Source organism: Pantoea sp. ABR1s (assembly GCF_057812235.1).
In genome coordinates this window covers 226,111-240,936 of record NZ_CM173823.1, presented here as the reverse complement: position 1 = coordinate 240,936, position 14,826 = coordinate 226,111, and the positions used below count along the sequence as shown (strand labels likewise).

Sequence of the window (14,826 nt, the reverse complement as noted above, 5' to 3'; positions counted from 1 at the left end):
AAGCAGGCAGGCGTAAAAAGCCACGAAAAAGGACTTCAGTGTTACTGCAGGAGAAACAATCGGAATAAGATATAATCCGCAATACACTATTTCGGCAGGAATATTTTTTGCGGAGTTAAATGATGCGCTCGAACATGCTGGAATTGATGGATATTTTTGTTCACGTCGTTGAATTCCGTAGTTTCACCCGGGCCGCTGACGCCTTACAGCTGCATCGCCCTGCGGTCAGTAAGTCCGTACAACAACTGGAAGACAAGCTTGGCGTTAAGCTATTGCACCGCACCACGCGCAGTCTGAGTGTGACCGTTGAAGGGGAGGAAATTTATCAGCGGGCTAAAACGCTGCTGAGTGATGCCAGCGATATAATGGCTTCTTACTCTTCAAATCAGCGACCTCGTGGCCAGCTGCGCATTGATGTTCCACTGGCGCTGGCGCACAGTATCCTGATCCCACAATTAAGCGAGTTTCAGGCTTTATATCCTGAAATTGAAATAGTCTTAACCGCTTCAGATCGCCTGACCCATTTAATTACAGAAGGTGTGGACTGTGTTATTCGTCTCGGTGAGCTTGCTGATTCGAATTTTATTTCGCGCAGAATGGGCAGCCTGCAGATGGTCACCTGTGCAGCACCCTCTTATCTGGATAAATATGGCACCCCTTTAACGCCTGATGACCTTAAAGATCATAAAGCCATTTATTTTTTTAATGAACACAGTCGGGACATCCAGGAATGGAAATTTGTCATGAATGGCGAAATTGTTTCACGGCATCCGGGAAGCAGCATACGAGTTAACAATTCTGACGTCCTTCTTTCATGTGGCGTGGCGGGCCTCGGCATGCTTCACGCATTATATACGGCATTAAAGCCCTGCCTCGAAACAGGCCAGCTGAAGGAAGTATTATCGGGTTATGCGACTGTGACGAAACCGGTTTCTATACTCTACCCTGACCGACGCTATCTTCCGCCTAAGGTCCGGGTCTTTATCGAATGGTTTACTGAAATATTCAGGAAGAATCATCAGGGTTAACCGTGAATCTTTGTTTCGGCACAGGCAATCCCATGACCCATTAAAAGTGCTTGTTTCCTGTTTAAGGTATGCCGCCATTTTGTCTGGCATCCGGAAATCTCCCGGGCAGATTAGACCACTGCAGCAACGTCTTTTCTGGCTCAAAGTGACGCATAACGGGAAAATCAGAAGGAGAGGAGTAGCAACAAACAGGATGCACCCGAAGTGCAAAAACGCGGGTTTAAATCAGCAGAAGCAAAGGCAGAAAAAGCAGAAAAGGTGATAATCACAGGTCGATCCCTGACCGCGATTATCGAGGGTTTCTTGCGGGGTGCTTAGTACATGGCACCCGGCGGTACGTGTTTGAACGTCTCAACGTAAGCGCGGAACACGTGTTTAAAAATACGTTTCATGGAACACCTGATTCAAATTTAGTTGAACATATACCGAAAAAGTATAGCTCCTGTGCGTTTTAACAGCAAATAAATTTGAACCAGATCACAAAAATGGCGGTTTTATGTGCAAAAGCCTTACGCGGTGTAGCCGAGATGCTGCAACAGAATGGTGGAGCCGACGGCAATCAGCACTACTCCACCCAGCACTTCCGCCCATTTTCCCAGGATCGGACCAATAAAGCGCCCGACTAATACGCCAGTCGTCGCCATCACCGTAGTGGCTGCACCAATGGTCAGCGCGGTAGTAATGATGTTCACCTGCAGGAAAGCCAGACCCACACCAACAGCCAGCGCATCCAGGCTGGTCGCTACCGCGGTGGTCGCCAGTACCATAAAGCCATGGCTTTGCGGGGCTTCACAGGGTTCTGCGACGGCAGTCTGACGGAAGCCTTCCATCATCATACGGCCACCCAGAAACGCCAGCAGGATGAAGGCAACCCAGTGATCCCACGCCATGATGTAACGGCTGGCGGCCAGGCCAAGCGCCCAGCCAATCAGCGGCGTCAGCGCTTCAATTGAGCCGAAAATCAGACCGGTACGCAGCGCTTCTTTAAAACCGGGACGATGCAATGTGGCACCTTTGCCCAGAGCAGCAGCAAACGCGTCCATCGACATGCCCAGCGCAAGAATTAAAGTGGCAATAAAGGTCATGATTTATTCACCTGGGGCGAAAAAGCGGCAATTCACGCTGAATTCACCACACAAAGTGTTCAGTTATGAAAAAGTGGGCGCAGTCTACCATGCAAACCCAAAGATAAAAAGACAGTAAAATCAGGGATTTAAGTATAGCAAAGGCTATAACTCTTATCATCCGCTATGAATCGCGCTAAGTCGATGGTAGCAAAGCATTTTCTGACCATTCGTCTGGCCATGTAGCATGCCGGATGCGCACGAAGCAGCGCGCCACCATTGAACCGTGTCGCCGTTTACCGGAAAATGCCGGGCTGATAAATATGGGATACCGGTTATGAATAACCCTTTTGAAACGTTGATCGTGCCTGGTGGCATTTTATTGCTGGGCTTTCTCTCGGCGCTGCTGCTGCCCGCGCCCGCCTTTAGCGTGACGGTGGCGCAGCATCTGTTGCAGATGTTCCATTTGCAGGACCTGAATCAGCTCTACACGGTGGTGTTTTGCGTCTGGTTTTTGCTGCTGGGCGCACTGGAGTTTTTTGTTATCCGTTTTGTCTGGCGTCGCTGGTTCAGAGGCTGACAGCAGGATACGCATCGACCAGCGCCTTTAGCCGTTCGGCACTGCGCGCATAACCTTCACGTGGCAGATGGGCCGTCCCCAGTAACAGGCCCGCACCGCGCTGATCCGCCTGCTGATACCAGATCGACAGCGGCGACGGTGCCATGCCCCACTCCACCGCCTGCTGCGCAATCACCTGATCCGGTGAACCGGCGGGTAAACGGACAATCACCGCCAGCCCGGCGCGTTGCAGGTCAGGAAAGTGAGGATGCAGCGCCGCGATCATCTGCTCCAGCCGCTCATGATAGACGCGCTTCATGCGCCGCAGATGCCGCATAAAGTGGCCATCCCGCAGAAATTCCGCCACCGCATTATGCAGCAATCCGGAGGAGGCAGGCGAAAGCAACGCGCAGACCTCGCCGAACCGGGCCGTCAGCGCGGGTGGCACCACCATAAAACCGAGCCGCAGTTGCGGCGTTAGCGTCTTGCTGAACGTGCCGATGTGCAACACCCGCCCCTGGCTGTCGAGCGCGGCCAGTGCCGGCGCGGCGCGATTGCCGGGCTGAAGCTCGCCGAGATAGTCATCTTCGATAATCCAGCGCTGCGCGCGGCTGGCCCAGTTAAGCAGGGCATGCCGGCGTGCCAGGCTCATCGTCATGCCAAGCGGCGCCTGCTGTCCCGGTGTGACCAGCGCAAAAGCGGCATCCGGCGCGCGAGCAATCCCGGCCTCAACCTGCAACCCTTCGGCATCAACCGGCACGGCAACCGGCGTGACGCGCAGCGCTTCAACCGCGCGACGCGCCACCCAGAATCCGGGATCTTCCAGCCATGCTTTTTTACCCTGAAAATTCATCGCCAGCCCAATCAGTCCCATTGCGCCAGCATAGCCGCTGGTAATAATAATCTGGTCCGCCTGACAGCGCAGGCCGCGTGCCACCGCCAGGTAGGCCACCAGCGCCTGCCGCAACGCTAAGCTGCCGCGGGGATCGGGATAGCTGGCCGGTCTGCTGACCTGCAGGCGCGTCTGACGCTGCAGAATGCGCAGCCAGACTTTGGCCGGGAATGCATCGCTGGCAGGAATGCCCATCTGGAAGGTCAGCGGTGGCGCTTCATACTCCTCTGCACCCTCCAGCAGCTGGCGTTCAGCCTCGGCATTGACCGGTTTTAACGGCGGTAATGGGCTGACGAAGGTACCCGCTGCGCCTCTGGCCTGCAGAAACTGACCATCAACCAGCATGTCATAACTGGCGCGAACGGTGCCACGCGCCACGCCGAGCTGAGCGGCCAGATCGCGGCAGGAAGGCAGACGTGCGCCAGGTTGTAAACGTCCTTCACCAATCGCCTGTTCGATCAGCTGGCGCAGTTGTTCACTGAGGCCACGTGACGCGCCGCGCTGCAGTGTCAGCGTGGAAAGCGGCGATGGACCAGTCAGACTCTCATTTTTTGGCACTTTATCTGCTCCATTGAAAGGCTGAAAATCGCCTTATCAATCCTGAATGAGGCAATAAGATGAGCGAACGTATCGATTTTCACAGTGCAGCACCGGCGGGCATGAAAGCACTGGGCGGCGTATACAGTTATCTGGCACAAACCGATCTGCCGCTCACTTTACTGGAACTGCTGTTCCTGCGCATATCGCAGATTAATGGCTGTGCCTACTGCATTGATTTACATACCAAAGCACTGAATAAGTCGGGCATGGGCTGGGATAAGATCGTGCTGACTTCGGTCTGGCAGGAATCCGGTACGCTGTTCAGTGATAAAGAGAAGGCTGCCCTGCACTGGGCTGAATGCCTGACCCTGATTGCTCAGCAGGGTGCGCCAGACGACCGCTATACCGCACTGAAAGCGCACTTCAGTGAAAAAGAGATTGTCGATCTGAACATCGCGATTGGTCTGATGAACACCTACAACCGCATGGCGATAAGTCTGAAAAAGTTGCCCGCCAGCGCCAGTCTGTCATAAGTGAATCCGATGCGTGCGCCGATGTGCACGCATTTTCAGACTCACAAAAATGTAACATTATTTTTACACAAGCGGCCTTTCAGGCGCTCTGCTCCCGATTCCCGTTATTCCTTGCTGCATAATAAATCGCTAAATTTCAGCGGATTAAATAATTCCGCACGGTTCATATTCATTCCGTCGTTGCACCAGCATGGGGCTTTTCAGCAACATGCCATTTCCGTTAACCCACTGACTTCACACTAAAAAACCCCTAATACGCCGCTGGCCCTGATGATTAATTCTAATGCTGAATCATTTCTGCATTTAAAAAATAAACAAATGTTTAATTCAGATGCGAGAATGTTATATTCAGATGACAAAGCATAACGTGCAGTTAACGCGTTATTACCGCTTTAACCCTATACCTGAGACTTAACCTTTGAGAAATAGCGCAACGCGCTCGTAAGAAGCGTGACTATTTCGCCTGCAAAACTGTTGGGCTTCAGGTCAACAGAAGAGGAGATGTCGCCTCATGTGCAATTCAGCTGTAAACCTTGCGCTCGCGATGAGTGCCATGGCAAAGGACACCACTACTACCGCGCAGGAGCGCAAAGACGTTGACGTGCTGCTGATTGGCGCAGGTGTGATGAGCGCCACCCTCGGCGCGTGGCTGCAGGATTTAGAGCCGGACTGGTCCATCGAAATGGTGGAGCGGCTGAATAGCGTGGCCGAAGAGTCGTCCAACGGCTGGAATAACGCGGGCACCGGTCATGCGGCGCTGGCAGAGCTGAACTATACGCCTCAGCAGGCGGATGGCAGCATCGACATCTCTAAAGCGGTGACGATCAACGAATCGTTCCAGATTTCCCGCCAGTTCTGGGCTTATCAGGTCCAGAAAGGCAACCTGCGCAACCCTAAAAGCTTTATTCACAGCACGCCGCACATGAGCTTTGTCTGGGGTGACGACAATGTCGACTTCCTGCGCAAGCGCTTTAAGGCGCTGCAGAAAAGCACCCTGTTCCGTGGCATGGCCTACTCCGAAGATCCGCAGCAGATTGCCCGCTGGATCCCGCTGGTGATGAATGGCCGTGACCGCAGCCAGAAAGTGGCCGCGACCTGGACGGAGATGGGCACCGACGTGAACTTCGGTGAAATCACCCGTCAGCTGATCGCCTCGCTAGAGAAGAAAGCGAATTTCCAGCTGCGTCTGCGCCAGGAAGTGCGTGAGCTGAAGCAGCTCGCCGACGGTCGCTGGCAGGTGACGCTGCAGTGTCTGAACAGCGGCACACGTCGCACACTGACGGCGGGTAGAATATTTATCGGTGCTGGCGGCGCAGCGTTACCGCTGTTGCAGAAGGCTGGCATACCGGAAGCCAACGGTTACGCTGGTTTCCCGGTGGGCGGTTCATTCCTGGTAACGGAAAATCCGCAGGTCGTCGCGCAGCACATGGCCAAGGTCTATGGCAAAGCCAGCGTCGGTGCGCCGCCGATGTCCGTGCCGCACGTCGACACCCGCGTGCTGGATGGCAAGCAGGTGCTGCTGTTTGGCCCGTTCGCCACCTTCTCGACTAAGTTCCTGAAGCAGGGTTCGCTGATGGATATGTTCACCTCACTGAACAGCAGCAATATGCTGCCGATGGTGAAAGTGGGGCTGAAAAGTTTTGACCTGGTGAAATACCTGATGGATCAGGTGCTGCAAAGCGATCGCGACCGGATGGACGCCCTGCGTGCCTATGTGCCGCAGGCGAAGCAGGAGGACTGGCGCTTAGTGACTGCCGGTCAGCGTGTGCAGATCATCAAGAAAGATGAAAAAGAGGGCGCCGTGTTACGTCTGGGCACCGAAGTGGTCGCCTCACAGGATGGCTCGATTTCAGCACTGCTGGGTGCATCGCCTGGCGCCTCTACGGCGGCACCGATCATGCTGGAGCTGCTGCACAAGGTCTGTCCTGAGCAGATGGCTTCGCCGGAATGGCAGAACAAAATCCGTGCGGTGATCCCATCCTGGGGACGTAAGCTGAACGGCGACGTAGCGCTGACAGAGAAAGTGTTAGCCGAAACCAGCCGGATTCTGCAGCTCGACTATTCGCCGGTTACCCCGATGGCAGCAAACGATGAAGGACGGGAAACCGCGTTCGTCGTCGGCAAATAATTCAGCGCCATTGATAAAAAGGCTCCGCACTGCGGGGCCTTTTTTATTGGTCGGTTACCTGGTCGATCCGGGCATTCTCTATTAGGGTTAAGGCATCTTTTAGCTGCACGATCAGGAGGAAACTGCATGTCTTACTCCCCTGCTTCACCGGAATTCACGCTGCTCGACCGCTACTGGCGGGCCGCGAACTACCTCTCCGTCGGACAAATTTACCTGATGGATAACCCGCTGTTGCGTGAGCCACTCAGGCCTGAACACATTAAACCGCGTCTGCTGGGTCACTGGGGCACTACGCCAGGCCTGAATTTTATCTATGCCCACCTCAACCGCGTTATCCGAAAGCAAAACCTGGATATGATCTACATCTGCGGACCAGGACATGGCGGCCCCGGTATGGTGGCGAATACCTGGCTTGAGGGCAGCTACAGCGAGATTTATCCGCACATCACGCAGGATGCGGCGGGCATGCAGCGTCTGTTCAAACAGTTCTCCTTTCCGGGGGGCATTCCCAGTCACGCGGCACCGGAAACGCCTGGCTCGATTAATGAAGGCGGTGAACTGGGCTATTCGCTCTCCCATGCGTTTGGCGCGGCCTTCGATAATCCCGAACTGGTTGTACCCTGCGTGATTGGCGACGGCGAAGCGGAGACCGGTCCACTGGCCTCCAGCTGGCACGGCATTAAATTCCTGAATCCTGAACGTGACGGCGCGGTCCTGCCGATTCTGCACCTCAATGGCTACAAAATCGCCAACCCGACGCTGCTGGGTCGCAGCAGCGATGAAGATTTGCACCAGTTGTTCAGTGGCTACGGCTACGAGCCGCTGTTCGTCTGTGGGCATGAGCCTGAAAAAATGCATCCGCTAATGGCGGAGGCGCTGGATAGTGCCTTCAGTAAAATCGCCGCTTATCAGCGCGAGGCGCGCCAGGGTAAAGCCACCACCGGGGTGCCGCGCTGGCCGATGATTATCCTGCGCAGCCCCAAAGGCTGGACCGGTCCGAAAACGGTCGACGGAAAGAAAGTGGAGGATTTCTGGCGGGCGCATCAGGTGCCGGTCGCGGCCTGTCGTGAAGATGAAGGACATCGCCAGATCCTTGAGACGTGGATGCGGAGTTATCAGCCAGACGACCTGTTTGATGAACAGGGTCGCTTAAAGCCGGAACTGCAGGCGCTGGCACCGGAAGGTGATAAACGCATGGGGTCTTCGCCTTATGCCAATGGCGGCCTGTTGCGCCGTGAGCTGGATGCGCCTGAACTCGCGGAGTTTGCCTGCGATGTCAGCGAGCCAGGCGCACAGATGGCGCAGGCCACTGAGCATCTGGGCCGCTATCTCAGCGTGCTGTTCCAGCGCAACCGCGATAATTTCCGCCTGTTTGGCCCGGATGAAACCGCCTCTAACCGCCTGACGCCGGTCTTCGACGTGACCAGCCGTACCTGGCTGGAACGTACTGAGCCTTACGATGAGCAGCTGGCGCGTGATGGCCGGGTGATGGAAATTCTCAGTGAGCATCAGTGTCAGGGCTGGCTTGAGGGCTATCTGCTGACCGGCCGCCACGGGCTGTTTAACTGTTATGAAGCTTTTATTCACATCGTCGATTCGATGTTTAACCAGCACGCTAAGTGGCTGAAAGTCTCGCGTAAACTGGGCTGGCGTAAGCCGATCTCGTCGCTGAACTATCTGCTCTCTTCGCACGTCTGGCGACAGGATCACAATGGCTATAGCCATCAGGATCCGGGCTTTATCGATCACGTTGCCAATAAAAAAGCGGACATTGTGCGCATCTATCTGCCGCCCGATGCCAATACGCTGCTGTGGGTTGGCGATCACTGCCTGCGCACCTGGGACCGCATCAATGTGATTGTGGCGGGCAAGCAGCCTGCGCCGCAGTGGCTGGATATGGCGAGTGCGGTGACCCATTGTGAAGCGGGCATGGGCGAGTGGCACTGGGCGGGCACCACCCCAGATCATGAGGAGCCGGATGTGGTGATGGCCTGTGCCGGTGATGTGCCGACCATGGAGACGATGGCGGCGGTGGATCTGCTGCGCGGTATGCTGCCCGAACTGCGTATCCGCGTGGTGAACGTGGTCGATCTGCTGGCGCTGCAGCCGCAGGATCAGCATCTGCATGGCAAATCTGATGCGGAATTCGACGCGCTGTTTACCCAGGATAAACCGGTAATCTTCGCCTTCCACGGTTATCCAACGCTGATACATCGCCTGACCTATTCGCGTACCAACCACCGCAACTTCCATGTTCGCGGCTTCAATGAAGAGGGAACCACCACCACGCCATTTGATATGACGGTGCTGAACGAGCTTGACCGCTATCATCTGGCGCAGGAGGCGATTCTGCGCGTGCCTGGCCTGGCCGATGCGCATCCTGAGCTGCTGGACGATCTGCAGGAGCGCATCGCTGAGCATCATCGCTATGTGCGTGAACACGGTGAAGATGTGCCGGAGGTGCAGAACTGGAAATGGCCGTCGGCCACAGCACCTGGTGCACCCGATTAAGCGGCCAGCAAGGCGTCGGTCAGCATCCAGATGGTAGTCGCCACCAGCGACAGCGCCATCAGGCTGTTAAATAACTGACGCTTCCAGGCAATCTGCAGATGGCTGCGCAGGCGATCGCCCAGCGCAGCCCAGATCAGAATGCAGGGCAGGTTCAGCAGCATAAAGCCGATCATCACCGTCAGCACGCCGCTGCTGGCGCTGTACAACAGCGCCACATTGGTCGCCATCAGCCAGGCTTTGGGATTGATCGCCTGGAAACAGGCACCACCCAGCAGCGTCATGGGCTGCGGCTTGCTGCGCACTTCAGGTGCTGCCGCACGGAAAATCTTCCATGAGAGCCACAACAGATAGGCACAGCCTGCCAGCGTCAGCGGCAGGCGAATCGCCGCCATCCAGTGCAGTAAGACCTCCAGTGCGACGCCGGCGATCACCGTTTGCAGCGCACAACCTACCAGTATTCCAAACACCATCGGCAGCGTGCGGCGCATGCCGAAATTGACGCCTGAGGTCGCCAGCAGCAGATTGTTCGGGCCTGGCGTAATCGACATGACGGTAACGTAACTGAAGAAAGAGGGATCGAGCATGGTGACTCTCCTGAAAACAGACAGAGTTCTATGCTACGGCGGGGAAAGGGATGGTAACAGTGACACAAAATCACTATTGTTATGGTTACAGTTCCCGTTAACAGCAATTGTACCCATCCAATCCGGAGGCTACTGTGTCCCTTGCTCCCACTTCCGATCGGCCGCTCTATCAGCAGCTGGCAGACAGCTTCGCTGAGGCTATCCATCAGGGAACGCTGAAACCTGGCAAACGCCTGCCGGCGATCCGCCGCGTCGCCCAGTCACATCAGGTCAGCGTCAATACGGTACTGAATGCCTGGCAGTTGCTGGAAGATCGCGGGCTGATTGAGGCGCGTCCCCAGTCGGGCTATTACGTGCGCGGCGTGTTGCCCGCCGTGACCCGCCATGGTCAGCATAAAACCCGGGTACGCGACCCCAGCAGCGGCAAGCTCGACCTGATCGATAAGGTGTTTGCGGCGCAGAACCATCCCGACTACATCAATATTTCCCTGGCCTGCCCCCAGGATAGCGAGCTGTTTCCTGCGGCGCGTATTGCCCGGATTACCACCTCACTGCTGCGCCGTCATCCGAACATGATTGGGCGCTATGCGCTTCCGCCCGGTAGTGAGCGCTTACGGGAGGAGATTGCGCGACGGGCGCTGCACGCCGGACAGACGCTCACCGCCGATGAGATCACTCTTACTCACGGCTGCATGGAGGCGCTTCAGCTGGCGCTGCGGGCGGTCACGCAGCCCGGCGACTGCGTCGGACTGGAGTCGCCGACCTACTTTTTCCTCTTCCCGCTGCTGGCTTCACTGGGCCTTAAGGCGCTGGAAATTCCCACCGATCCGCAGCATGGGCTGTCGCTGGATGCGCTGGAGATGCTGCTTCAGGAGCAGCGAATTAAGGCGCTGATTGCGATGCCGAGCGCGCAGAACCCGCTGGGCTGCGGCATGTCGCTGGAGAACAAGAAGCGGCTGGCGAAGTTAGTGAATACTTACCACGTTCCGCTGATAGAAGATGGGCTGTATGACGAGTTGCAGTTCGACTGGCCGCTCTCGCCCGCGGTAAAAGCCTTTGATCGCGACGGCTGGGTGATCTACTGCACCAGCTTCACCAAAACCGTGGCACCTGATTTCCGTATTGGCTGGACCGCCGCTGGCCGTTTTCATGATGCGATTGCCCGACTGAAAGCGGTGTCGTCGATGGCAGAATCTGCCCTGCTCTCTGAAACGCTGGCGGAGTTTCTTGCTTCCGGTGGTTATGACCACCATCTGCGCACGCTGCGCCGTCGCTACGCGGCCAATCTGGATGAGGCGCGGGGACTAATTGCCCGCTACTTCCCGGAGGGCACCCGCGCGACGCTGCCGCGCGGTGGTTTCGTCTTCTGGGTCGAGATACCGGGCGGCGTAAATACCACCGAGATGTTTGATCGGCTGCTGCAGGAGCAGATTTGCGTCACGCCCGGCGCGCTCTATTCGCTGAGCGAGCGCTACAACCATGCACTGCGCCTCTCATGTTGCTATCCGTTTGATGCGCGCTATAGCTGGGCGATCAGACGCGCGGGCGAAATTGCCTGTGAACTGGCGGGAGTATCCTGCGGCGAGGCTCAGGGTGTACCGTTGCGGCCCCAGACGGTATAGCCGTGGCGTTCAGTCAGACGTTCGTAATAGGTGCGTACCGCCGGATAATCAGGGTGTTCGAGCGGGGTTTCAAACCAGCGGTTCACCGCCAGACCAATCGGAATGTCTGCCAGTGTGAAATTACGTCCGGCAACGTAACGACCGGTTTTTTCCAGCTGCTGATTGAGAATGCTCATGGTGTGTGCCCAGCCTTTGCTGGCCGCGGCCAGCAAACGTGGATCCTGATGAGCCGGTGAATTTCGCACCAGCGACATAAATGCGTAGCGCCATGAGGTGTTGAGTTCAGTGGACTGCCAGTCCATCCACTGATCGACAGGCGCACGCGTTTGCGGATGATGAGGATAGAGCCACTCGCCGCCATAGGCATTCGCCAGATAGCGCAGGATGGCGTTGGATTCCCACATCACAAAGTCATCATCTTTCAGTACCGGCACCATCGCATTGGGATTAAGTGCCATAAATTCGGGCAGGTGCGTTGAGCGGAATCCGTCGCCCCACTCTTCGCGCTGATAATCAAGGTCAAGCTCGTCACACAGCCATAATACTTTGCGCACGTTGATTGAGGAGGCGCGTCCCAGGATCGTTAGCATTCACAGTCTCCGGTAAAATCTTTAACTTATTGATAACGCTGTTAGCTGTTATAAGCAATCATCCGGCAGAGAAAAGGCCGCACTGAACCCAATCGCAAGGAGTCACTATGAAGGTCGCGTTTAAGCAAGTCGATGTGTTTACCTCAGCAGCCTTTAATGGCAATCCGCTGGCGGTGATTATGGATGCTCAGGGGTTGAGCGACAGCCAGCTGGCGGCGATTGCCCGCTGGACTAACCTGTCGGAAACCACCTTTGTGCTGCCGCCACAACATGAAGAGGCGGACTACCGGGTGCGTATTTTTACCGTTGAAGGCGAACTGCCGTTTGCCGGTCACCCGACGCTGGGCACCGCACACGCGCTGCTGGAGGCGGGCTGGCCAACCCGTACGCCGGGTGAAATCGTGCAGGAGTGCGGCGTCGGTAACGTGACGGTGAAGATTAATGAGACGGGCGGACTGGCCTTTGCCGCGCCAGCTGCCACCCTGATGCCATGGCAGGATGCGCTGATGGGTAACGCCTTAAACAGCGATGCATTCGATCTGACGCAAAGCCCGACCGTGGTGGATATGGGTATCCGCTGGCTGCTGGTGCCGATGGTCAGCGCCGAGGCCGTGCTGGCGCTGCAGCCCAATGTCAGCGATTTGCAGCGCCTGATTAAACATGCGGGTGTCTCGGGCGTGATGCCTTTTGGCCGTTTGCCCTCGGGCGAGCATGAACAGTATGAAGTGCGTGGCCTGCTGGTGGAAAATGGCAGCCTGACCGAAGATCCGGTGACCGGCAGCGCCAACGCCTGTCTGGCGCGGTATTTTGCAGCCGCAGGCCATACCACCTCCTATCGCGTGCGTCAGGGTACTGCTCTGCAGCGTGCCGGTCGGGTGAACGTAACCTTTAATGGTGAGACCATCTGGATTGGCGGTAATACTGTTACCGTCATCGATGGCACCATTACGCTGTAAAAGGCGGCGACGTCGCGGGGTGCTTTCCGCGACGCCACCAGCGGTTAAATCCCCTGCCCGCCTGAGGCTTCAATACGCTGAGCGGTGATCCAGCCGGTTTCGTCACTGAGGATCGCGCTGATGGCGTCGCCGATATCATCCGGCAGTCCGACCCGGCCCAGCGCCGTCAGCCCGGCAATCTGATGGTTAATCTCGGGGGTATCGCGCACCCGGCCACCGCCAAAGTCAGTCTCTATCGCGCCAGGTGCCAGTATATTGACGCGAATGCGCCGTTCGCCCAGCTCCTTCGCCTGATAGCGCGTCAGTACCTCCATCGCCCCTTTCATTGACGCATAGGTCGAGGAGCCAGGATAGATCAGCCGGGTCAGACCGCTGGAGATATTCAGGATGCGGCCACCGTCGTTGATCAGCGGCAGCAGCTTCTGGGTCAGGAAGTAAGGCCCTTTGAAATGCACATTAACCAGCGCATCAAATTCCGCCTCGGTTGTGTCGGTAAACGGCTTGTAGTGTCCGTGTCCGGCGTTGTTCACTAAATAGTCAAAGCGCTCACGCTGCCACTGCTGTTGCAGTGCCTCTTTCACCTGGCCGACAAAACGATCGAACTGACCGGTTTCGCCGACGTCCAGCGCCAGCGCCACTGCACGTCGCCCCAGCGCCTCGATCTCCTTCACCACCGTCTGTGCCTCATCGGCATGGCTGCGGTAAGTCAGGATAATGTCTGTCCCCCTGGCCGCCAGTTTTAACGCGCCATTACGGCCTAAACCGCGGTTTGCACCGGTAATTAACGCCACTTTCTGATTCATCTCTCGCACCTGTTGAAAAATTGAACACAGGTTAAGGATATTCGCGAATTATTGATCTATAAACAGTGTTAAATGCGCATCACTGTTTCAATAAAAACAACAATCGGTGAACAACATGGACAAAATTCACGCAATGCAGGTGTTTGTGCGGGTGGCCGAAATGGGCAGTTTTACCCGCGCGGCAGAGAGTTTAGGTGTCCCCAAAGGCAGCGTTTCGCGGCAGATACAGGCGCTGGAGAATCAAATGGCAACACGTTTGCTGCATCGCACCACGCGCCGGGTGCAACTAACCCAGGACGGGTTGGTCTATTACGATCGCTGTCTGGATTTATTGTCGATGATTGACGATATGGACAGCCTGTTCCAGCACGAGCCTGCCTCGCTCAGCGGTAAACTCCGGATTGATATGTCTGTGGCCATGGCCACCAGTTTTATCCTGCCACGGCTGCCGGAATTTTTACAGCACTACCCCGGCGTAGAGATTGAGCTGAGCAGCAGCGACCGTCAGGTAGATGTGATCCGGGAAGGGTTTGACTGCGTAATCCGCGTCGGCGAACTCAAAGATTCTGGCCTGATTGCGCGAAAAATTGGTACCCATACCTTGATCAACTGCGCCAGCCCTGGCTACCTTTCGCGTTTCGGCATGCCGATCCGGCTGGAAGAGCTGTCGCAGCATGCGATGGTGCATTACAGCCAGCAACTGGGTCAGGCCTCACCGGGTTTTGAATATTTTGATGGCAGGCAGTGTCACTATGTTCACACCGGCGGTGTGGTCACCGTGAACAGCACCGAAACCTATCGCGCCGCCTGTCTGGCGGGGTTAGGCATTATTCAGGTGCCAGCCGCCGGGATTCAGACATTACTGGAAAGAGGCGAGCTGGTAGAAGTGCTGCATCGCTTTCCCGCCAGACCGATGCCGATCCACCTGCTCTATCCGCACCGGCGCAATGTGGCGCGTCGCGTGCGGGTTTTTATGGAGTGGCTGAGTCAGGTGTTACAGGAGTACGTCACCTGAG

The 14,826-nt window shown here is 56.3% G+C and carries 14 protein-coding genes; 8 read left to right on the top strand and 6 right to left on the bottom strand.

All coding sequences use genetic code 11. The features are described 5' to 3' along the window. The first annotated feature begins 122 nt into the window (after nucleotides 1-122). Nucleotides 123-1,028: a LysR family transcriptional regulator gene (locus tag ACXKZD_RS01125; RefSeq protein ID WP_033781012.1), complete on the top strand. Its 906-nt coding sequence runs from the start codon at nucleotides 123-125 to the stop codon at nucleotides 1,026-1,028. Between the two features lie 314 nt (nucleotides 1,029-1,342). On the opposite strand, the gene azuC is transcribed toward ACXKZD_RS01125, so the two are convergent. Beyond that, nucleotides 1,343-1,420, bottom strand: coding sequence for a stress response protein AzuC (gene azuC, locus ACXKZD_RS01120; RefSeq protein WP_111534772.1), 78 nt, complete (start codon nucleotides 1,418-1,420; stop codon nucleotides 1,343-1,345). 117 nt (nucleotides 1,421-1,537) lie between these two features. Next, entirely contained in the window at nucleotides 1,538-2,113 is a 576-nt protein-coding gene (gene mntP / locus ACXKZD_RS01115) for a manganese efflux pump MntP (protein ID WP_010253515.1), read from the bottom strand. Nucleotides 2,114-2,429: 316 nt separating this feature from the next. Here mntP and ACXKZD_RS01110 point away from each other — a divergent pair, with 316 nt between their 5' ends. After that, a complete protein-coding gene (locus ACXKZD_RS01110; protein WP_010253517.1) occupies nucleotides 2,430-2,672 on the top strand; it encodes a DUF1158 domain-containing protein in 243 nt (80 codons plus the stop codon). Here the strand turns inward: ACXKZD_RS01110 and pdxR are convergent. Next, on the bottom strand, nucleotides 2,662-4,101 hold the full coding sequence (gene pdxR, locus ACXKZD_RS01105) for a MocR-like pyridoxine biosynthesis transcription factor PdxR (protein ID WP_033759156.1): 1,440 nt from the start codon (nucleotides 4,099-4,101) through the stop codon (nucleotides 2,662-2,664). The two genes, ACXKZD_RS01110 and pdxR, sit on opposite strands and share 11 nt — an antisense overlap. 59 nt (nucleotides 4,102-4,160) lie before the next feature. Here pdxR and ACXKZD_RS01100 point away from each other — a divergent pair, with 59 nt between their 5' ends. The 3 genes from ACXKZD_RS01100 (at nucleotide 4,161) to ACXKZD_RS01090 (ending at nucleotide 9,255) form a co-directional block, all read left to right on the top strand. Next, nucleotides 4,161-4,616 carry a carboxymuconolactone decarboxylase family protein gene (locus ACXKZD_RS01100; RefSeq protein WP_122457499.1) on the top strand — a complete coding sequence of 152 codons (456 nt, stop codon included), beginning with the start codon at nucleotides 4,161-4,163 and terminating at the stop codon, nucleotides 4,614-4,616. A 511-nt stretch (nucleotides 4,617-5,127) separates the two neighbouring features. After that, on the top strand, nucleotides 5,128-6,744 hold the full coding sequence (mqo, locus tag ACXKZD_RS01095; protein WP_033759163.1) for a malate dehydrogenase (quinone): 1,617 nt from the start codon (nucleotides 5,128-5,130) through the stop codon (nucleotides 6,742-6,744). A 126-nt stretch (nucleotides 6,745-6,870) separates the two neighbouring features. Further along, nucleotides 6,871-9,255, top strand: a complete 2,385-nt coding sequence (locus ACXKZD_RS01090) for a phosphoketolase family protein (RefSeq protein ID WP_488981816.1) — start codon at nucleotides 6,871-6,873, stop codon at nucleotides 9,253-9,255. On the opposite strand, the gene ACXKZD_RS01085 is transcribed toward ACXKZD_RS01090, so the two are convergent. Beyond that, a complete protein-coding gene (locus tag ACXKZD_RS01085; RefSeq protein ID WP_031593770.1) occupies nucleotides 9,252-9,839 on the bottom strand; it encodes a LysE family translocator in 588 nt (195 codons plus the stop codon). The two genes, ACXKZD_RS01090 and ACXKZD_RS01085, sit on opposite strands and share 4 nt — an antisense overlap. Nucleotides 9,840-9,973: 134 nt before the next feature. Here ACXKZD_RS01085 and ACXKZD_RS01080 point away from each other — a divergent pair, with 134 nt between their 5' ends. Continuing rightward, nucleotides 9,974-11,461, top strand: a complete 1,488-nt coding sequence (locus ACXKZD_RS01080) for an aminotransferase-like domain-containing protein (protein WP_427053152.1) — start codon at nucleotides 9,974-9,976, stop codon at nucleotides 11,459-11,461. Here the strand turns inward: ACXKZD_RS01080 and ACXKZD_RS01075 are convergent. Beyond that, complete coding sequence (locus ACXKZD_RS01075; protein ID WP_010253536.1) at nucleotides 11,428-12,051, bottom strand: glutathione S-transferase family protein; 624 nt, start codon at nucleotides 12,049-12,051, stop codon at nucleotides 11,428-11,430. The two genes, ACXKZD_RS01080 and ACXKZD_RS01075, sit on opposite strands and share 34 nt — an antisense overlap. Nucleotides 12,052-12,158: 107 nt before the next feature. On the opposite strand from ACXKZD_RS01075, the gene ACXKZD_RS01070 reads away from it, so the two are divergent. Beyond that, nucleotides 12,159-13,007, top strand: coding sequence for a PhzF family phenazine biosynthesis protein (locus ACXKZD_RS01070; RefSeq protein ID WP_010253539.1), 849 nt, complete (start codon nucleotides 12,159-12,161; stop codon nucleotides 13,005-13,007). Between the two features lie 44 nt (nucleotides 13,008-13,051). On the opposite strand, the gene ACXKZD_RS01065 is transcribed toward ACXKZD_RS01070, so the two are convergent. After that, complete coding sequence (locus ACXKZD_RS01065; RefSeq protein ID WP_010671464.1) at nucleotides 13,052-13,810, bottom strand: SDR family NAD(P)-dependent oxidoreductase; 759 nt, start codon at nucleotides 13,808-13,810, stop codon at nucleotides 13,052-13,054. A 115-nt stretch (nucleotides 13,811-13,925) separates the two neighbouring features. Between ACXKZD_RS01065 and ACXKZD_RS01060 the strand changes: the two genes are divergently transcribed. Continuing rightward, nucleotides 13,926-14,825, top strand: a complete 900-nt coding sequence (locus tag ACXKZD_RS01060) for a LysR family transcriptional regulator (RefSeq protein ID WP_010253546.1) — start codon at nucleotides 13,926-13,928, stop codon at nucleotides 14,823-14,825. The last annotated feature ends 1 nt before the right edge of the window (nucleotide 14,826 follow it).